Consider the following 20,981-nt stretch of genomic DNA (forward strand, 5'->3'; position numbering starts at 1 on the left):
AGGCTGTTTAAAATGACTTTTGAAGAAAATCTTACAAGACTTAACGATATAGTTGGTCAGCTTGAAAATGACAAGCTTCATCTTGAGAAAGCTTTGGCACTTTATAAAGAGGGGATAGATCTGTCGGTCGACTGCAAAAAAAGCCTTGAAAGTGCAAAGCTTTCCGTAAAGGCTATGAACGGAGATAATAGCGATGAATGATATGAACAAAGCCACACTTGATTATTATGTGGAGCTTATAGATAATAAACTGCTGGAGCTTACCCGCTCAAAGCCTGAGCTTCAGGGTCAGGTAGTTGAGGCTATGGAGTATTCTTTGCAGGCAGGTGGCAAAAGGCTCAGACCTGTGCTTATGCTTGAATTTTGCCGTATGTGTGGCGAGCGTCAGCCTGAGAAGTATGCAGAGATAGCTTGTTCTATTGAACTCATACACACTTTTTCTCTTATACACGACGATCTGCCTTGTATGGACGATGATGATTACAGACGTGGAAAGCCCTCATGTCATAAAGCTTTTCCTGAAAATATCGCACTCCTTGCAGGTGATGCACTGAATACCCTTGCTTTTGAGGTCATAGCCAACAGTGCCATGAACGGCGTTATATCTGCCGACAAGGCCGTTATGCTTATCTCTGTTCTGGCAAGAGCAGTAGGCACTGACGGCATGATAGGCGGTCAGGTGATAGACCTTAAATATGAAAATAAAGAAATAGATGTTGATACACTGAATATTTTGCAGACCTGCAAAACAGGCGCACTTATTGAAGCCGCTTGTGTAATGGGCGTTATTCTCGGCGATAAGCTTGAGGCTATCCCCTTTGCGGCAGACTATGCTCAGGCAATGGGCAGAGCATTTCAGATAGTTGACGATATCCTTGATGTAACAGGCACTTTTGAGGAGCTTGGCAAGCCTATCGGCAGTGACAGCGAACAGCATAAAAACACATATGTATCCCTCCTTGGACTTGACAAGTCAGAACAGATAGCAAAACAACTGACAGTTCAAGCACTGGGTCATCTTAAATATTTTGAGGACAGCGTTTTCCTCACAGAGCTTACATCTGATATGCTTACAAGAAGAAGTTGATAAAAAGATTGGAGATCTAGATATAATGTCGGAAATAAAAAAGCCTGATATTTATAAAATGAATTTGCCTGCCGACCTGAAAAAGCTTTCCACTGCACAGTGTGAGGAGCTTTGCGGTGATATAAGGAAAATTCTTATAGATACGGTTTCAAAAAACGGCGGTCATCTTGCGTCAAATCTTGGTACTGTGGAGCTTACAATGGCTATCCACAGAGTTTTTGAATCACCTAAAGATAAAATCGTCTGGGACGTTGGTCATCAGGCATATACACATAAAATACTTACGGGTAGACTCAAAGAGTTTAAAACTCTCAGACAGGAAAACGGTATTTCGGGTTTTTGCAGACCTGACGAGTCAGTGCATGACGCTTTTATAAGCGGTCACAGCTCTACGTCTGTTTCTGCGGCGCTTGGGATCGCCACAGCAATGAAGCTGAGTGGTGATAAAACTCACCATGCTATAGCTGTAGTCGGTGACGGTGCTTCAACAGGTGGCGAGCTTTACGAGGGACTTAACAATGCAGGCAAAAGTGATACAAATATCATCGTTATCCTCAACTACAATGAAATGTCTATCTCAAAAAATGTTGGCGGAATGGCAAAATATCTTTCCTCCATGCGTACAAAAGAGAGCTATCAGCGTACAAAGGGCAAAGTAGAGAGAATACTTGATAAGACGCCTGTTATAGGTAAACCTGTGAAAAATGCCGTTCGTAACTCCAAAAATGCGGTCAAGAACATGATACTTCACAGCACCATGTTTGAAGATCTTGGCTTTCACTATATTGGACCTATCGACGGACACAATCTTGAAGAACTTGAACAGGGACTTATGGCTGCAAAGGCAGTAAACAAGCCTGTTTTTGTTCATGTGAATACTATAAAAGGCAAGGGCTATGCTCCTGCAGAAGCTAACCCGGGAGAGTTTCACGGGGTCGGCTCCTTTGAGATAAAAACGGGCAATCCTGACGTCGTACTTTCTGACAGCTTTTCTTCTATAATGGGAAAAGAGCTTTGTGAAATGGGAGAAAAGAATAAGCGTCTTTGTGCAGTCACTGCGGCAATGAAATACGGTACGGGGCTTCAGTATTTTGCGAAGCGTTTTCCTGAACGCTTCTTTGATGTAGGCATTGCCGAAGAACACGCAGTTACTTTCTGTGCTGGGCTTGCTTCTATGAACTATGTACCTGTTTTTGCGGTGTACTCATCGTTTTTGCAAAGGTCATACGACCAACTTATCCATGATATGGCTATAGGAGGCTGTCATGCAGTTATATGCGTTGACCGCGCAGGTATAGTCGGTGATGATGGTGAAACACATCAGGGAATTTTTGATGTTTCTTTTCTTACCTCTGTGCCAAATATGAGGATATATTCTCCGTCTAATTATGACGAACTCAGACTGTGCCTGCATAAGGCTGTTGAGGACGACAGTGGCATTTGTGCTGTGAGATATCCAAGGGGCAGGGATCAATCGCTGTATGATACATCTGATCCTGTTTCAACTTACGTTTATCGTCATATAGAGGGCGCAAAGGTTCTGCTTGTTACATACGGCAGGCTTGCAAATGATCTTTTTACAGCTATAGAAATACTCAGAAATCGTGATATAAAGTGCGATGTTATTAAGCTCGTGAATATTTTCCCTATAGACAATGAGGTGGTTGATATAATGTCAGCCTACGATGCTGTGCTGTTCTTTGAGGAAGCTTATTACTGTGGAAGTATTTCAGAGAAGTATGCTTCTATCTGCCCAAATGTGGCACAGTTTGCTATTGACGGTTTCGTGAAGCACGGAAAATGTGATGTGCTACTTGACGAGCTTGGTTTTTCAGCAGAGAAAATGGCTGATACAGTTGAGGGCTTTTTGAAAGATGAGTGAAAGACTTGATGTGTATATAGTTACGAACTGCGGCGTAAAAAGCCGAGAACGTGCCAAGCAGCTTATAAAAAATGGATTTGTGTCGGTAAACGGCAAGGTCTGCGTCAAGCCTTCTATATTGGTTGATGAGAACGACGGGGTGAAGTGTAGACCTGACGATATGAAGTTTGTCGGCAGGGGCGGGCTTAAGCTTGAACACGCCTGCGATGTTTTCGGGCTTGACTTGACAGGTAAAGTCTGCGCAGATATCGGTGCTTCAACCGGGGGATTTACTCAGTGTATGCTTGAACATGGCGCAGAATTTGTCTATGCGGTGGACGTGGGTCACGGACAGCTTGATGAAAGTTTGTGCAATGACAGCAGGGTGAAAAACTGTGAGGGCGTGAATGCACGATATCTGACAGCGGATTTTTTTGACAGACCTGTGCATTTCATAAGTGGTGACCTTTCGTTTATTTCTCTAAAACTTGTTATAAAATCCCTTTGCGATTGTCTTTGCGATGGCGGCGAAATGGTTCTTCTTATAAAACCTCAGTTTGAGGCTGGCAAGCAGGCTCTCAATAAAAAGGGTATCGTCAAAGATCGTAAAGACCATGTGAGAGTGATAACCGAGCTTCTTGGCTGTTTTCGAGCAGAGGGGCTTGCGGCTGAAAAGATAACAATTTCCCCTGTTAAGGGCGGCGACGGTAATCTTGAATATCTTATTCTACTTAAAAACGCTGACATGACGGCTGACAAGCTTGGTCAGCTCAATATAAAAGAATTTGTGAACGAAGCTTTTGATAGCTTCAAAGACTAAACACAAGAGTGGTAATATTATGAAAATTTATCTTTATCCAAATCTTGATAAAACTCATTGCTTTGAGTATACGACCGCAACATATGAAAGGCTGCATAAAAATGGTGCAAAACTTTTTATGGATACATGCTATAAGCACGTTTTCGGAAAGCTCGATATAACTTTCTGTAGCGAAGACGAGTGTGTAAAGCAGTGTGATATGATTATTGCGATCGGTGGTGACGGAACGATACTCAAATGCTCTCTTAAGGGCTGTGAGTTTGAGAAGCCTATACTTGGCATAAACTGTGGCAGACTCGGTTTTATGGCCTCTCTTGAACATTCACAGCTTGAATTGCTGGACAAGCTTTTTTCTGGAGAATATACCCTCAGCCGCCGAATGATGTTAAACGTAAATGTCGAATGTGGCAGTGAAAATAAGTCATATACTGCGCTTAATGATGTTGCAGTAACAAAAGCTGACGATTGTAAGATAGCCGATTTTGAGGTGTCAAAAAACGGCAGACTTATTTCTTCACTTCGTGCAGACGGCGTTATACTTTCTACAGCCACAGGCTCAACAGCCTATTCAATGTCAGCAGGCGGACCGATAATCGAACCTGAAATGAAGTGTATAGAGTTCACACAGATATGTGCTCACTCGCTTTTTGCAAGATCTATGATACTTTCAGAGGACAGCGTTATGAAAGTCAAGTGTCACACTAACAGTGGCTCTCACGCAATCGTCAGCGTTGACGGTAATAATGTTTTCAGACTTTCGTCAGAGGACACTGTGATAGTATCAAAGTCAAAGTATTTTGTTGAAATCATAGATATAAGCGGCGGCAGCTTTTTCTCGTCAATAAACAAAAAGCTTATGCAGCCGTTGAAGGAATCAGCGGAGGACGGCATATGAAAAATCAGCGTCAGAATTTGATAATGCAGATTGTCAAAGACGAAAATATCGGCACTCAGGAGGAACTTCGTGAAGCGCTTAAAAGGCATGGTCTGAAAGTCACTCAGGCAACAGTTTCAAGGGATATAAAAGAGCTTTCCCTGGTAAAGACCATTGGTTCAGACGGCAATTATAAATACAGCCTGCCAGCACTCAAAAAAGATATTGCAGAGCAAAACAATGGTATTTTTGGCATAATTTCAGACGCGGTTGTGTCAGTGGATCATGCGCTTAACACTGTTGTTGTGAAATGTCATACGGGCATGGCACAGGCGGTGTGTGCAAAGCTTGACAAGTTAGGGCTTGACAATGTTGTGGGAACGCTTGCAGGTGACGACACGATATTCATACTTATGCGGACAGAAAAAGATGCGTCCCATATGGCAGAGGAACTGAGATCCTTTATTATTTCTTAAACAGCAGAGGAATGATCTAAAATGTTAAGTGAACTTTATATTGAAAATCTTGCCGTGATAGAAAAGGCAACTATAGATTTTTCTAATAAGCTTAATGTTTTCACAGGCGAAACGGGAGCAGGTAAGTCCATACTTATAAATGGAATAAATGCTATCCTCGGTCAGCGTGTCACTAAGGATATTGTGAGAACAGGCACGGACAAGGCTGTTATTTCAGCGTTGTTTACTGACATTGGGGACAATGTTTTGCAGGTACTAGATGAGCTTGGCATAAGTGCAGAAGACGGACAGCTTTTCCTTACCCGTGAGATACGTTCAGATGGTGGAAGCGTTGCAAGAGTCAACTCGAGAGCGGTGAACGTTTCTGTACTTAAAGCTATCGGAGAAACGCTTGTAACTATCCATGGACAGCACGACAATCAGATACTCATGGCTCCTGAACGTCATATAGAGATACTTGACAGCTATGCCGAATCGGAAGCTCTTATAGAAGATTATCACAGCTCTTTCAGAGAGCTTCAAAGCATTGCAAAGAAGATAAACAAGATAAAAACTGAGCAAAGCAAAAAAGAGTTTCGCATGGCTGAGCTTGCTGATATTGTCGAGGAGATAAATGCGCTAAACATTCATGAAGGCGAGGATAAAGAGATAGAAGCAGAGCTTAACATCTCTAAAAATGCTGTTGCAATCTCTGAGGCTCTTTATATGGCAAAACAACTTCTTTCGGGCGATGATGACACAGATGGTGCAGTGGAGATGACGCAGAGAGCTTCAAAATCGGTTGAGGGATATACCGATATAATGACTGAGATATCGCCTATATATGACAGACTTAGTTCTGCGGCTATTGAAATGGAGGATATTTCCGAGGAGATAGGCTCACTTCTTGACAGCCTCGATATCGACCCGAAACGTTATGATTACCTTAATCAGCGTTCTGATGAACTCAGACGTATCATGAAGAAATACGGACCTGAACTTGATGATGTACTGACTACTCTTGAAAATTCACAGAATGAGCTTGATGAACTGAGTGGAGCAGAGCAGAGCTTAGACGAGCTTAATAAAGAAAAGGAAAGACTTCTTGCGGAGGTATCAAAGAAAGCCAAAGCACTTTCAGACCATAGAAAAAAAGCAGGAGAGCGGTTTGTTTCTCAGGTAACAGAGGAGCTTGAATTTCTCAATATGCCAAAGGTCAAGCTGGTGGTTCAGCAGAAAACAGGCAAGCTCACCATAAATGGCATGGATAGCATAGAGTTTCTTATTTCTGCAAACCTGGGCGAAGAGCCAAAGCCTATTGCGAAGATCGCTTCAGGCGGTGAGCTTTCAAGAATAATGCTTGCACTGAAAAACGTAATTGCAGAAAAGGACAGTATCGGCACGCTGATATTTGACGAGATAGACACAGGAGTAAGCGGCAGAGCGGCTCAGAAGATAGGTATAAAGCTGAAACAGATATCTCGCCTTAGGCAAGTTCTTTGCGTGACCCACCTTGCCCAAATGGCTGTTATGGCGGATAATCATTTGCTTATTGAGAAAAATATACAGGGCGACAGGACAGTTACAACTGTTAGAACTCTCGATCATGAACAGAGAAAGTATGAGATAGCAAGGATAATGGGCGGTGAAAATATCACAGAGCTTATGCTTGAAAATGCTGAACAGTATCTTAAAGATGCTGACAATATGTAACACAAAGTCCCTGATTATTACGGGGACTTTTTTGTGAACGTACATTTATTATTTATTGTTGTAAAATTCATAGTAATGTGGTATAATAACAATCGGTAGGTGATTATTTGAAACTTGAACATATAAACGTCAAAGAAGCCGTGAGATATATGGGAATGGGCAATAACAAGCCAGACGAACGCACGGCTTTGTTGATAGATGAATGTGAAAAAGAGCTTTTGAAGGTCATTGAGCCTAAATTTGTGTACAGAGTGTTTGATGTCGCTCATAAAGAGAACGGTGTTGAGGTCATCGGTACTCCGTTGTTTCTTGGCGGCAATGATATATGCAGACACCTTGAGGGGTGCAGTAAATGCGTGCTTTTTGCAGCGACTATTTCTTCGGGCGTTGATAGAAAGCTTCGTGCTTATGAAGCAGAGGATATGGCTAAAGCTATGATAGCGGATTGCCTTGCAAGTGCGGCTGTGGAGCAGGTATGCGATATAGTTGACAACACTGTGAAAGAAAAGCTCAGCGGATATAATCAGACATGGAGGTTTTCTCCTGGTTATGGCGATCTGCCTATCAGCGTTCAGAGAGTTTTTCTTGACGTACTCAATGCGCAGAAATTTATCGGGCTTAATGCAACTGAAAATAATATACTGACGCCGAGGAAGTCTGTTACGGCGATAATCGGATTGTCAAAAAATGAAATATCAAAGGGCAGACGTGGTTGTGCCTGCTGTAATATGAGGGAAGTCTGTCAATTCAGAAAAAGAGGAGATCATTGTGGATTTTAGAACATTACTTAAAACAAAAGAATTTGTCATACTTGACGGAGCAATGGGTACGATGCTTCAGGCAAAGGGACTTGAAATGGGTGGCACTCCTGAAGCCCTTAACATAGACAAGCCTGATTGGCTGGTGGACATACACCGCCAGTATATAAACGCAGGCTCAGACATTGTTTACGCCAACACTTTCGGTGCAAACAGACACAAGCTTGAAAAGTGCGGATATACTGTCCAGCAAGCTATCCCTGCGGCTATAAAAAATGCTAGAAAAGCCTGTGAGGGTACTGATACCCTTGTTGCTCTTGATATCGGACCTATCGGACAGCTTCTAGAGCCAACAGGAACGCTCACTTTTGAAGAAGCTTACGATATTTATAAGGAGCAGATACTTGCAGGAGCTGACGCAGACCTTATCGTTTTTGAAACAATGACAGATCTCTATGAACTTAAAGCGGCTGTTCTTGCGGCAAAGGAACACAGCGATCTTCCTATAGTCTGCACAATGACTTTTGAGGAAAATATGCGTACATTTACGGGCGTTGCCATAAGCTCCATGGCTTTGACTTTGGAGGGTCTGGGCGTTGACGCAATCGGTGTGAACTGCTCATTAGGGCCAAAGGAGCTTTATCCTGTTGTGGAGGAGCTTTGCAAGTGGACAAATCTCCCTGTTGTAGTAAAGCCTAATGCAGGACTTCCTGACCCTGTTACAAATGAATATAACTGTTCCCCTGAAGATTTTGCAGAGTTTGCAGAAAAGCTTATCCCATTGGGAGTTAAGGTGCTTGGAGGTTGCTGTGGAACTAACCCTGAGTATATCAAAAAGCTGGCTGAAATGCTCAAAGGCAAGAAGCACGTCAGCGTGCATAATGATATCCCTGCCGCTTGCTGTTCACCGACACATACTGTAGTTATAGACCAGCCAAGAATAATCGGCGAGCGTATCAATCCTACTGGCAAGAAGCGTTTTAAAGAAGCACTGCTTGCAAACGATATCGACTATATTCTTGGTCAGGCTATCGAGCAGATACACGCAGGTGCGGATATTCTTGATGTAAATGTTGGTCTGCCGGGAATTGACGAAAAGAGTATGATGGTCAAGGCTGTAAAGTCTTTGCAGGGCGTTGTCGATGTGCCTTTGCAGGTGGATTCAACTATACCTGAGGTGCTTGAAGCGGCTCTGAGGGCTTATAATGGCAAGCCTATCGTCAATTCTGTAAACGCTGAGGACAGCTCCATTGAAAATGTTCTTCCTCTTGTAAAGAAATATGGTGCGGCTGTGGTAGGTCTTACTCTCGATGAAAACGGCATACCAAAGAGTGCTGACAAGAGATTTGAGCTTGCTAAAAAGATACTTGACAAGGCGCTTGAATACGGCATTAGAAAAGAAGATGTGTATATAGATTGTCTTACTCTTACCGCTTCTGCGGAGCAGGAAAATGTTATGCAGACAGTAAATGCAGTGGAGCGAGTAAAGAACGAGCTTGGACTTAAAACAGTTCTCGGTGTATCGAATATCAGCTTTGGTCTGCCTAGCAGAGAGATAGTTAATCACAACTTTCTTATGATGGCGCTCACAAAGGGTCTTGACCTGCCGATAATGAATCCTAATATTGATTCTATGACGGCAACTGTTCGTGCCTACAAGCTTCTGACAAACATTGATAAAAACTCTGTTGACTTTATTTCTCACTACGGTGGCGAGAAAAAAACTGCTCCTGCCGCAACAGGCGCAAAAGCTGAGATAGACTTGCCGTATGCTATCGAAAACGGTCTGAAGAAAGAAGCAGCTGACCTTACTGCAAAGCTTTTGCAGGAAACAGAAGCCATGAACATTGTCAACGATATGCTTATCCCGGCACTTGATAAGGCTGGTGCAGAATTTGAAAAGGGCAAGCTTTTCCTGCCGCAGCTTATCCAGACAGCAGGCACTGCACAGGCTTGCTTTGAGGTAATAAAAAATTACATTCTGTCAACGGGTGAAAAAAGCGTTTCTAAGGGCAAGATAATCCTTGCAACAGTAAAGGGCGATATCCACGATATCGGCAAGAACATTGTAAAGGTACTTCTTGAAAACTATGGTTATGACGTTATTGACCTTGGCAAGGACGTTGACTATCAGACAGTAGTTGATTGTGCAATAGAAAATGACGTACATCTTATCGGCCTTTCTGCGCTTATGACAACAACTCTTGTGAGCATGGAAAATACGGTTAAGCTTCTTCGTGAAAACAATGTTGACTGCAAGATAATAGTAGGCGGTGCGGTGGTAACGGCTGACTATGCAGAGCAGATAGGCGCTGACTATTATGCAAAAGACGCAAAAGAGTCGGTAGATATCGCAAGAAAATTTTTCGGAAACTGAATAAAATAACTATGACCTCCCATAATCTGAACAACAGATATTTATGGGAGGCCATTTTTAATGAAAAAGTTTGTTACAGCTATCATCATTTCATTTGTCATTACAGTAAGCTCTGCAGGCATCAAAGCCGCTGCTTTTTCCTCATCAAACCTTGGGGCAGCATTCGTTTTGAGCAATGTTATGTCAGATGAAAAAAACGATAAAAATGGCAGTGGTATAACTGTCATAGACGGCAATAGGGAAGATATAAAGTTTACTTTTAAAATAGCCGAGATAATTAAAAGCCTTTTTAGTTAAGTGTACATTTAATTGTACTTGTATCAAAAGTACGATTGACTTTTGAGCCTTGCCGTGTTATTATATAAATATCAATCATAACGGAGGCTCATTCAATGGTAACAGTTATAAGCGGTGGCTCTCACAGTGGACGTGACAAAGTTTTCATAGATAAGATCAAGTCTGCTGTAAAAAACGGCGAGCAGGTCATGGTCATAATACCAGATCAGTTTTCTTTTGAATATGATAAAAAACTGTATGAACACCTTGGTGCGGCAGATTTCAACGTCATACAGACTGCAGGCTTTAACCGTATCGCTGAGTTCACAGAGAAGCTTTATGGCGGTAGGGCAAAAGAAAATGCCGATGATAACGTCCGCACTATCCTTATGTATAAGGCTGTCAGACGTCTTAAGCAGACCAAGGATATCCGCTTTTATAAAAAGAGTCTTGAAAAGGGCAGTTTCTTAGCCGAACTTAACGAACTTGTGAGCCAGTTTCGTGAAAGCGGAATAACACCACAGGATCTAGCTCTTGCCGCTGAGAAGCAGAGCGGCTCTCTTGCCATGAAACTTTTTGATATCTCAAGGCTTTATGATTTTTACATGGATGAGCTTGAAAAAGCAGGAATGCAGGATACACTGTCTGCAATGGCAAGAAGTGTGGATCAGGTGAAGAAAAATGGATATTTCCGTGGAATGACAGTTTTTGTTGACGCTTTCAACGATTTTTCCTTTGACGAGCTTAAAATGCTCGACGCTTGTATCGCACAGTGCAAGAGTATAACGTTTTCTCTATGTATCGACAATGAAAGCATTAGAAGATATGCAAATCACCCTTTTGCTGATACTCTTAAAACGTTGCAACAGATAACAGATATTTCCGCTGATCATAATTACAAGGTCAACACGGTAGAGTGTCGTAACAGCTCATTTAGAGTCCCTGAACTTGAATATGTGAGCAAAGAGATTTACAACACCTGCAAAAAGCCATACGTCGGAAAGTGCGAAAATGTTTCTGTTATATCAGCAACGGATATTTACGAAGAAAGTGAATTTGTCAGTGGAAAGATATGGGAGCTTGTCAGAGAAAAAGGCTATAAATTCAGTGACATAGCTTTGCTTGCAAGAAACCTTAAAGATTGTGCTTCCGTTTTTGAGGGTACGTTTGACAGATATGAGATACCATATTTTTCAGACTGCAGTGACAGTGTTTCTTCATCATCTCTGGTGAGGTATATGAACTCGCTTTTCAAGTGCTTGCTTTCAAGAAAGTATTCCACGGACAATATTTTGAAATACATAAAATCGCCACTTTTTCCAATGCTGAATATCGAGATATCAAATCTGGAAGACTATTGCATACGCTGGAGCGTTGAGGGTGATATGTGGCTCAGTGATTTTACTGTTGCAGGTGATCTTAGCGAAAAACAGCTTGAAAAAATAAATTGCTCAAGACGAAAGATAATCGAGCCTTTTGAAGCATTTAAAAGCAAACTTGTTAAAGACGTTACAGCAGGGGAACTGTGCCGTGGACTTTATGATCTTCTTGGCAGCATTGAGCTTTCTCAGCAGACCTTTTCTGTAGTAAAAAAGGCAGGAACTTCGGATAACGGAACTCAGCTTGAAATGGCTAGAGGATTGAAACAACTTTGGAACTCTGTTCTTTCGGCTATCAAATCCGTCTATGACTGCATGAATGACGAAGTTATCTCCCTCAGACAGTTTTATGAGCTTTTCAAGCTCATGCTTTCGCAAATGAGTGTTTCACGTCCTCCGCAGAAACTTGACTGCGTAAGAATATGCGACCCGAGCCATTCAAGGCTTGAGGGCGTAAAGGCTGTCTTTCTTGTTGAGGTGAACGACGGCATATTTCCTGCGTCTTTAAGCTCTGGTGGACTTATCACAGAAAATGAAAAAATGATATTAGAGGGAAGCGATATTCATATCTCACACAGCGCAAGAAAATCTTTTCAGACAGAGAAACTTGTGTGCTACAACGCTTTTACCCTTGCAGACGAAAAGCTCTATGTGCTTTATTCAGAATCTGACCTTGTAGGAGAAGCTCATCACCCCTCTGCACTTGTTTCCGAGCTTAACGGAATGTTCGGCAAAATCAATACCAAAGCTCAGGATATGGGGCTTGATTTTTACTGCACTTCTTTTAGGACAGCTTACTATAAATATATGGAACATTCCCGCGATAAAAACGCTACAATTTCTGCAATTAGGTCTGCGTTGGGGTTATCGCAGGAATATGCCGAGAAACTTATGCGAACAAAGAATCTTCATGAAAACGGTGACTATAAGCTTGAAGAAAAGACCGCAGAAAAACTTTTCATGTCAGAACAGCCTGCAAAGGTCTCGCCTACTCAGCTTGATACATATTATAAATGCCCGTTCAATTATTTCTGCAAGTATGGTCTTGGTCTTAAAACTGTCAGAAAGGCAGATATCGACGGGCTTAACAGGGGACTTATCATTCATCAGCTTCTTGAAAAGATAATGCGTAAAGATGATGACGGCACAGGCTTTGACAAGGCTTTCCTTACTCTCTCAGATGATGAGATAAAAGAGTATATCCACAAAAACGTTACCGAATATATAAAGGAAAGCCTTGGTGGAATGTTCGGAAAATCTCCGTCATTTGTATTTTTACAGGAGCGTATGGAAAGCAATATCCTGCATATCATTCGTTTTATGCAGAATGAGCTTCTTCACTCAAAATTCAGACCTGCGCTTTTGGAATACAAAATAGACAAGTCCGAAGGAGAAGACAGACTTATCATAGACGTAAACGGCAGAGATAAGATAATCCTTACGGGAATTATCGACAGAGTTGACGTTTTCGAGGACGAGAACGGTGAAAAATATGTGAGAATAATCGACTATAAAACAGGCTCTATTGACCTTAAATATTCAATGCTCTACAATGGCCTTAATTTGCAGATGTTCGTGTATCTTACCGCTTTACTTGAAACCAAAAATCCAGTGAATATAGACGGTGGATTGAAGCAGGCTGGTATCGTATACTACACGCTAGGAAACAAGCCTAAAACATACGAGCAGACAGCCGACGCTGACGTAGAAGAAGCCGAGAGCAGATCACGGCTAAACGCTTTCAAGCCTATAGGAAAAGTCGTGGATATAAAGGCTGTCACTGAAGCTTTCAGCTCAGAAGAAAATTACGCCTATGCGCCTTTTAAATATTCTAAAACCAACGGCATTTCAGGCACTATTCCAGACGGCTTTTTTACAAAGCTCAGAGAATTTGCTATAGGCAAAGTGGCGCAATTTGGTGAACAGCTTTGCCAGGGAAACATTCAGGCAAGACCTGTGGCGGAAGCCTGCAAGCACTGTGATTTTCACGATATCTGCGGCAGGATAAACCAAGAGGACGTTACAGACGTGAAAGACAGCGTTTATGAAGAAAAACTTATGGAAGAACTAACTGACAGAAAGGAGAAAAAATAATTGGCTGATACAAAATGGACCAAAGAGCAGGAAAGAGCCATTAGTGACCGTGGCAAGGGCATTATAGTTTCAGCGGCGGCAGGAAGTGGAAAAACCACAGTGCTTATAGAACGAATGATACAACTTCTTTCTGATGAAAAAAATAAAATACCTGCCGACAGACTTCTTGCAGTAACATTCACAAAAGAAGCCGCTTCAAGCATGAAAGAAAAACTCAGCCGTGCTTTTGACGAACAGCTTCGCCGTGACCCTGAAAACAAGTGGTTGCTTAGTCAGCAAAATCTTATCCAGCTTGCGAGGATATCTACAATAAATTCTTTCTGTCTTGACCTTGTGAAAAGTAATCTCCATGAATTTGATTTTCAGGGCGGACTTGATATACTTGATGACAGTGTGCAAAACCTTATTTTGCAGGAAGCTATCACGCAGGCCTATGAAAAGCTTTGTGAAGAAGATTATGAAAGCTACAAACTGCTGAAAAACGCTTTTGCGGATAAAACTCTCAATGAAATTACCGACAATCTTTATAAATTCATGCGTTCACTGCCGTTTCCTGAGCGTTGGATAGCAGAGGTACATAAAAACTTTACTGATGATAAGATTTTTGACAGCTTTATAAAAGATAATATATGTGTAGCTCAAACAAAGCTGAAAGAAGCATTTTCAATGTATGAGGTTTTTGAAGAATATGCCTGCCGTAAAGAGATAGAGGGCATACCTTTTATAAAACATATCAAAATGAATGAAACTGCCGACAGTGACAGAGAACTTCTTCATAGGTTAAGAAAGCTTCTTGAAAGCGGCGATATAGATACTATTGCTAAGTCAGATTGGAAATTCAGCACCATAAAAAGATTTCCCACGAACAAGGCTTTCAATGCATCACTTGACGATGATATTCGCATTAGGTTCAAGGACAATTATGCCTTCTGTGCATCATATAGAAACAAATATAAAGATATCGTAGCTAAAATAACCGATATGTTCAATAACACCAAACTAATCATGAAGGAAAATATGCTTGAATCTGGCAGAATATTTACTGTTCTGTGCAGGGTATGCGAAGATATAGACAAGATCTCACAAGAAATGAAGCTTGAACGAAATGGCGTTACTTTTTCTGACGTTGAGATAATGGCGAGAGAATTGCTTGTAAAAGATACCGAGAATGGACCTGTTCGCACGGAGCTTTGCGAGGAAATTCGCAGAAACAGGCTATATGAGCTTATTTTCATAGACGAGTTTCAGGACGTGAATAATCTTCAGGAGCTTGTTTTCCGCTCGCTTTCTGATTCTGATAACTTGGATATCATGGGCAAAAATGTTTTTGTGGTTGGCGATATAAAGCAGGCTATATATCGTTTCAGACTCTCAAATCCTGAACTTTTCTGCAAAACGAGAAATGACGCTTCCGCACCTGAAAACAGCGAACAGCTCGAGGCTATCTTGCTAAGCAAGAATTTCAGAAGTCGTGAGTCTGTGGTTGATTTTGTAAATTTTCTGTTTCACTATCTTATGACACAGCACACAGGTCAGGTGGATTATGATAGAAATGAAGAACTTCGATACGGTGAACTTTATGATGAAAATAACAAGCCTACAGAAATAATGCTCATACCTTTTGATAAGGACTACAAAAAGACAAATGGCTATTCTGTGGAGAACAAAGTAATAGCGCAAAAGATAAAGCACATGCTTGAAAACGGTGAGGAAGTCAAAGATCATGGCTCTCTAAGACCGTGCCGTGCAGGAGATTTTTGTATACTTGTTCAAAAGAATGATGAAATTACCCTTATGGCAAAAGCCCTTGAAGAAGTAGATCTGAAAGCATATTCTGAGGATACAAACGGATACATGAAGTCAAGAGAGATAACACTTGTGCTGAATATGCTCAGGGTAATTGACAATCCTATGAACGATATTGCAATGACAGCTATCATGATGTCGCCTATCATGGGATTTACACCTGATGAAATGGCGGCAGTAACAGAAAAGTCAAAGAAGCCTAACAGCAAACTGAAAGACCATATCTATCAGGTGGTAGCGGCGTCAGCTTCTGCTGAGGACAGCCACGAAAAGGAAGCTACCCATATAAGCTTTAATAATAAAACATTGCAGGATAAGTGCATAGAGCTTAATAAGCTTATTAATTCCCTGCGTTATCTTTCAATGAGCATGGGTCTTGAACGGCTCATAAGAAAAATATACGACATGACCGACCTTATGGGGATCGTTTCGTTATATCTTGATTCTGATAAAAAGCGAGCAAACCTTCGTCTGCTTCTTGAATATGCTTCGTCCTATGAGCAAAATAGTCAGGAGGGCGTAACTGGTTTTCTAAGATATATCGACTCTGTGTCCTCAAATGAAAAAGCCTTTAAGCAGGCAATGACGGTAACAGAGGGCTTAGATTCCGTTTACATAAAGACCTACCATGCTTCAAAAGGTCTTGAATATCCATTTGTATTTTTATGTCAGCTTGACATACCGCTTATAAAGAAAGACAAAGGTTACTGTTCACATAACAAGCTGGGCTTTGCTTTCAGTTTTATGGATAACAGCAAACTTATGAGAAAAACTTCACTTTACTATGATAAGCTTTCAAAGGAATCAAAAGCAGAGGAAAAAAGTGAAAAACTCCGCCTGCTTTATGTTGGATGTACAAGAGCAAAAGAAAGACTTTTTGTAAGCTATGCACCGATTATTTACAGCAATACCACATATGAGAAGGTTATTGAACGTAAGGTGGGAATAGTTGACAGGCTTAGAAACATATACTCAAAGCAGGGAGATTCTCTTGAAAATGTTGTGGCGGACGCTGAAACGATGCTTGATTGGATAACAATCACGCTTGCACTTCACTCCACGGGTGATCAACTCACATCTTGGCTTGGTACTGATAATATAGCTGTCAGCGGGGACGAATACCCTGAGCCTGAGATAATATATAATGAATACGGCATTGAAAATACAGAGCCGACACAGGAAGAAGATACAACTATTAGCGAAATAGAAGCGGACAAAACAATGCTTAGAAATCTTCTTGACAAATTTGCATTTGAGTATGACTGGTCAGGAGTATCTACACCAGCAAAGCTTACTGTTACGGAGATAACTGCGGCTGAAAAAGAGAAGCAGACAGAGAAAACCGAACCTGAGTTTTATCCTAGTCTTCCACGGCTTGATGATGAGTTTGATAAACTATCAGCAGCGGAAAAGGGAACTTTTACCCACAAATTTATGGAGTTATCGGACTATGATAAGGCACATGAAAGCGTAAAAACAGAGCTTGAACGTCTTGTGAATCAGGGGTACTTCAGCCAGAAAGAAGCTGACGGAGTTTATGTTGAAGCACTTGAAGCATTCTTTAGATCTGATTTTTATGAGCGTGTGAAAAATTCCGATAATGTGATGCGTGAAAAGAAGTTTCTTGTTTCAATGAGTGATCTTGACTTAAGTGAAAATCTTCCTGAATATAATGGTAACAGTGGTATGCTTCAAGGTATCGCCGATTGTATCTTCCACGAGCCTGACGGATATGTTATCGTTGATTATAAAACTGACAGATTTAATGATTTGTCACATCTCATGGGCTATAAAACACAGCTTGCACTGTATAAAGCATCATTTGAGATGATACTCGGAGAGAAAATAAAAAGCTGTTATATTTATTCATTCTGGTTGAGAAAAGGGGTTGAAATCAAGCTCTGAATGTGATATAATGACATATAGAGAACTTTGATAATATTTTTTTGAAATAATTTGAGAAAAGGTATTGACAAGTGGGTAAAAGTGTAGTATAATATCATGGTAAACAAAGCAGAACAATGTCCGTTCTCACCTTAAGCGCAGATCTCTGTAGTAAAAAGGTCAACATGAATTTGCATATCAATGTGATTTTATGCGGGTACGGATCAGTTCTGTGCCCGTTTTATTTTATTTTTGGAGGTGCTGCGTCATTAGCAACAGGGAACATCAGATCAACGAAGAGATCCGTGATAAAGAACTCAGGGTCATAGACGTTGACGGAAATCAGCTTGGTATTTTAAGTGCTGACGAGGCTCTTAAAATTGCATTTGAGAAAGATCTTGATCTTGTAAAGATCGCTCCTCAGGCAACTCCGCCTGTATGCCGTATCATGGATTATGGCAAGTTCTGTTTTGAACAGACAAAGCGTGCGAAGGAAGCAAAGAAAAATCAGAAAGTTATCGAGATCAAGGAAGTTAGAATGTCATCTACGATCGATACTCATGATTTTAATGTAAAGGTCAATCAGGCTGTTAAATTCCTTAACGGAGGAGATAAGATAAAAGTTTCTGTAAGGTTCAAGAAAAGAACTTTGGCTCATCCACAGTTCGGTGAAGAACTTCTTGCAAAATTCAAAGACGCTATCTCTGAAGCCGGCGTTGTTGACAAGCCATCAAAAATGGAGGGACGCAGTCTTGTGATGTTCGTTTCTCCGAAAGTAAACAAGTAAAATAATAAGGAGGATAAATACAATGCCAAAGATCAAAACACATTCTGGTGCTAAGAAGCGTTTCAGTGTTACCGGTAGCGGTAAGGTTAAGTTCCAGCACACAAACAAAAGACACAGACTTACTCAGAAGGATCACAAGCGTAAGAGAATCCTGCGTGGTGCAGCTTATGCAGATGATACCAACATCAAGAACGTAAAGGCTCTTATCCCTTACAAATAAACGAGTTGTAGGGAAAACAAATTTTAAAAATTTCAGGAGGTAATAACTATGGCTCGTGTAAAGGGAGCAATGATGACTCGTAAGAGAAGAAATAAGACTCTGAAGCTTGCTAAGGGATACTTTGGTGCCAAGAGCAAGCACTTCAAAATGGCTAAACAGGCTGTAATGAAGTCAGGTCAGTATGCATACATTGGAAGAAAGCAGAAGAAGAGAGATTTCAGAAAGCTTTGGATCACAAGAATTTCAGCAGCTGCTAAAATGAACGGTATGAATTATTCAACATTCATGAACGGCGTAAACAAGGCTGGTATCAATCTTAACAGAAAGATGCTTTCCGAAATAGCTATCAGCGATCCTGCTGGTTTCACAGCAATCGCAGAAAAGGCGAAGGCTGCTCTTTAATAGTCAAAAACACGCACGTTCTTGTAACCTGCGTGTTTTGTTGTATATTAAGGCAACACCATATATGACGCATTTGGCAACTAAATGATTAAATTTTCAGAATAAGAGGTGACGCAGTTTGCATATTAATAGTAAAGATAACCCTAGAGTGAAGCTTTTCAGAAAGCTTCTGTCATCAAAAAAAGCTAGGGAAGAACATGGATTGTTTGCTGTTGAAGGTGCAAGAAACTGCGTTGACACCGCTTATGAAGCTGTGTGCGGAAGAATAAAAGTTCATTCTGTTTTCTATACTCAAACGGCCTTGACTAAGTATAAAAATACACTTAAAACTGATAACCTTTTCTCGTGCACAAGACCTGAAGATGTTTTTGAAATATCTGATGAGCTTGCGAAAAAGATGACAGATGAAGGAAACTCTCAGGGCATATATATGATCGTTTTTAAGGTCGATTTGCCTTTTGTGGCTGAGTATATTGACAAAAACGGGAAGTATCTCGTGCTTGACAATTTACAGGACCCAGGTAATTTGGGTACGCTTTTAAGAACTGCCGATGCCGTAGGCGTTAGTGGAGTAGTTATGACAGATAATTGCGTTGATCTGTATAACCCAAAGGTGGTTCGTTCTGCTATGGGAAGTACTACAAGACTTGATATTTTTGTAGTGGATAGTTTTCTGAACGTCGCAACGCTTTTTGATGAGCTTGGTATCATTACAAATGCTGCAGTTGTCAGAAACGGTGAAAATATCACAGAATTTGATTTTGATAGACCGTGTGCTGTTGTAATAGGAAACGAGGGCAAAGGTTTGCCTAAAGAACATTCAGACATTTGTAAAAATCGTGTGACTATTTCTATGCACGGTAACATAGAATCACTTAATGCTGCTTGCGCAGGCACAATCATTTTGTGGGAAATGTTTCGAGGTGGCAGTCATGGATAAAGAAAGACTTTTATTGTGGATAAGAGCGGTTCTGATTTTCACTCCATCGAGCAAACGTATATGGGAAGTTTCTGCAAATTATGATGATATAGTTGAGTTCATGACAGCACTCGATGATCATATGGTCAGCGGACTTAATGATAAAGAGCTGCAGAGGATAGGAAAATATAGTCTTAAAGACGCAGAAATCATAAAAAAACGCTGTGAAGAGCTTGGCATAAATATTTATTGTTACGAAAGTGAGGGCTATCCTGACAGACTTAAACGGATCGCAAATCCACCTGCTGTTCTGTATACTTATGGTAACCTTGACTTTTTAAACGATAAATGCGTTATTTCAGTAGTAGGCTCCCGTGAGCCGTCTGAATATTCTGTAAAGATAACGAAGCATATTTGCGCAGATCTTATAAGAAGAAACTGTCTGCTTGCTTCGGGGTTTGCAGGCGGTATAGATCAGATCGCTAACAGGATAGCTATTGAAAATAATAGTAGACCTATAGCTGTGTGTGGCATAGCTCTTGATTGTGATTACCCTAAGGGAAGTAACGAGCTAAAAAAACAGATCGCTGAGAATGGAGTAGTAATATCAGAGTATTTTCCGGGTTATAAACCATTTGGAAATGCTTTTGTGAATCGCAATAGGATTCTTACAGGACTTTCAAATGCAGTGCTTTTTACTGAGTGTAGCAAGGAAAGTCATGGTCTTGATAATGTCAATCACGCCATATCTCAAGGAAAACAGGTATTTGTAGTACCGCCACATGATATCTATGACAGCCGATATTTCGGACAGCGTGATCTCATAAGAAATGAGTGTCAACCTGTGTTCGGCGCAGAGGATATAGTGTATTCGCTTGGCAATGAAAGGTATCAATCTCTTAGACTTGTGGAAAGCCTGGGAGAGTTCACGCTTCCTGCTGAGGATTCTGCTATACTTAACAATGGCGAGCCTAAGACAGTGAAGCACAGAAAAAGCAAAAGAAAAGTGCCTGACAGCAAGACTGTTTCTGAAACAGAAGTGGTAAAGCCAACACCTGAGCCTGATCTGTCAGGGCTTGATGACACACAAAAGAGCATTTGCAAACTGTTAAAAAGCGGAAATATGCTTGCGGACGAGATAGCCGCAAAGCTTGGTATGGATATCTCTGATGTGCTTGCACAGCTAACGGAGCTTGAACTTTATGGCACTGTTAAGTCATATCCGGGCAAAATGTTTGGACTTTAATATATATTAAGAATGGAGAATAG

General features: G+C 41.1%; 17 protein-coding genes. All 17 read left to right on the plus strand.

The window, feature by feature from the left end:
- Window positions 1-12: 12 nt before the first annotated feature.
- The 17 genes from xseB to RBI_RS06925 all read left to right on the plus strand — a co-directional run bounded on the left by xseB (window position 13) and on the right by RBI_RS06925 (window position 20,958).
- Window positions 13-201 (plus strand): exodeoxyribonuclease VII small subunit, encoded by a 189-nt coding sequence (xseB, locus tag RBI_RS06845; RefSeq protein ID WP_178086260.1) that lies wholly within the window; start codon window positions 13-15, stop codon window positions 199-201.
- Complete coding sequence (locus RBI_RS06850) at window positions 194-1,087, plus strand: polyprenyl synthetase family protein (protein WP_051706588.1); 894 nt, start codon at window positions 194-196, stop codon at window positions 1,085-1,087. Before xseB ends, RBI_RS06850 begins: the two co-directional genes overlap by 8 nt.
- Before the next feature lie 25 nt (window positions 1,088-1,112).
- Window positions 1,113-2,969, plus strand: coding sequence for a 1-deoxy-D-xylulose-5-phosphate synthase (gene dxs, locus RBI_RS06855; protein WP_038671926.1), 1,857 nt, complete (start codon window positions 1,113-1,115; stop codon window positions 2,967-2,969).
- A complete protein-coding gene (locus tag RBI_RS06860) occupies window positions 2,962-3,768 on the plus strand; it encodes a TlyA family RNA methyltransferase (RefSeq protein ID WP_038671928.1) in 807 nt (268 codons plus the stop codon). Before dxs ends, RBI_RS06860 begins: the two co-directional genes overlap by 8 nt.
- A gap of 19 nt (window positions 3,769-3,787) precedes the next feature.
- Window positions 3,788-4,663 carry an NAD(+)/NADH kinase gene (locus RBI_RS06865; RefSeq protein WP_038671930.1) on the plus strand — a complete coding sequence of 292 codons (876 nt, stop codon included), beginning with the start codon at window positions 3,788-3,790 and terminating at the stop codon, window positions 4,661-4,663.
- Entirely contained in the window at window positions 4,660-5,118 is a 459-nt protein-coding gene (gene argR, locus RBI_RS06870) for an arginine repressor (RefSeq protein ID WP_038671932.1), read from the plus strand. The genes RBI_RS06865 and argR overlap by 4 nt, the downstream gene beginning before the upstream one ends.
- A gap of 21 nt (window positions 5,119-5,139) precedes the next feature.
- Window positions 5,140-6,810 (plus strand): DNA repair protein RecN, encoded by a 1,671-nt coding sequence (gene recN / locus RBI_RS06875; protein WP_038671934.1) that lies wholly within the window; start codon window positions 5,140-5,142, stop codon window positions 6,808-6,810.
- Between the two features lie 107 nt (window positions 6,811-6,917).
- Window positions 6,918-7,589, plus strand: a complete 672-nt coding sequence (locus RBI_RS06880; protein ID WP_038671936.1) for a vitamin B12 dependent-methionine synthase activation domain-containing protein — start codon at window positions 6,918-6,920, stop codon at window positions 7,587-7,589.
- Window positions 7,579-9,945, plus strand: coding sequence for a homocysteine S-methyltransferase family protein (locus tag RBI_RS06885; protein WP_038671937.1), 2,367 nt, complete (start codon window positions 7,579-7,581; stop codon window positions 9,943-9,945). Before RBI_RS06880 ends, RBI_RS06885 begins: the two co-directional genes overlap by 11 nt.
- Before the next feature lie 60 nt (window positions 9,946-10,005).
- Window positions 10,006-10,242, plus strand: coding sequence for a hypothetical protein (locus tag RBI_RS06890; protein WP_038671940.1), 237 nt, complete (start codon window positions 10,006-10,008; stop codon window positions 10,240-10,242).
- A gap of 95 nt (window positions 10,243-10,337) precedes the next feature.
- Window positions 10,338-13,694 (plus strand): PD-(D/E)XK nuclease family protein, encoded by a 3,357-nt coding sequence (locus RBI_RS06895; RefSeq protein WP_038671942.1) that lies wholly within the window; start codon window positions 10,338-10,340, stop codon window positions 13,692-13,694.
- Entirely contained in the window at window positions 13,695-17,405 is a 3,711-nt protein-coding gene (locus RBI_RS06900) for a UvrD-helicase domain-containing protein (RefSeq protein WP_038671944.1), read from the plus strand. It begins immediately after the preceding gene.
- Window positions 17,406-17,616: 211 nt separating this feature from the next.
- Window positions 17,617-18,171 carry a translation initiation factor IF-3 gene (gene infC, locus RBI_RS06905; protein WP_022286866.1) on the plus strand — a complete coding sequence of 185 codons (555 nt, stop codon included), beginning with the start codon at window positions 17,617-17,619 and terminating at the stop codon, window positions 18,169-18,171.
- A gap of 22 nt (window positions 18,172-18,193) precedes the next feature.
- Complete coding sequence (rpmI, locus tag RBI_RS06910; RefSeq protein ID WP_022286867.1) at window positions 18,194-18,391, plus strand: 50S ribosomal protein L35; 198 nt, start codon at window positions 18,194-18,196, stop codon at window positions 18,389-18,391.
- A gap of 48 nt (window positions 18,392-18,439) precedes the next feature.
- A complete protein-coding gene (gene rplT / locus RBI_RS06915; RefSeq protein WP_022286868.1) occupies window positions 18,440-18,793 on the plus strand; it encodes a 50S ribosomal protein L20 in 354 nt (117 codons plus the stop codon).
- Window positions 18,794-18,911: 118 nt separating this feature from the next.
- Window positions 18,912-19,733, plus strand: a complete 822-nt coding sequence (locus RBI_RS06920) for a TrmH family RNA methyltransferase (RefSeq protein WP_038671946.1) — start codon at window positions 18,912-18,914, stop codon at window positions 19,731-19,733.
- Complete coding sequence (locus tag RBI_RS06925) at window positions 19,726-20,958, plus strand: DNA-processing protein DprA (RefSeq protein WP_038671948.1); 1,233 nt, start codon at window positions 19,726-19,728, stop codon at window positions 20,956-20,958. The genes RBI_RS06920 and RBI_RS06925 overlap by 8 nt, the downstream gene beginning before the upstream one ends.
- Window positions 20,959-20,981 lie beyond the last annotated feature (23 nt).

The sequence above is a fragment of the Ruminococcus bicirculans (ex Wegman et al. 2014) genome (assembly GCF_000723465.1).
Classification (GTDB): Bacteria; Bacillota; Clostridia; order Oscillospirales; family Ruminococcaceae; genus Hominimerdicola; species Hominimerdicola aceti.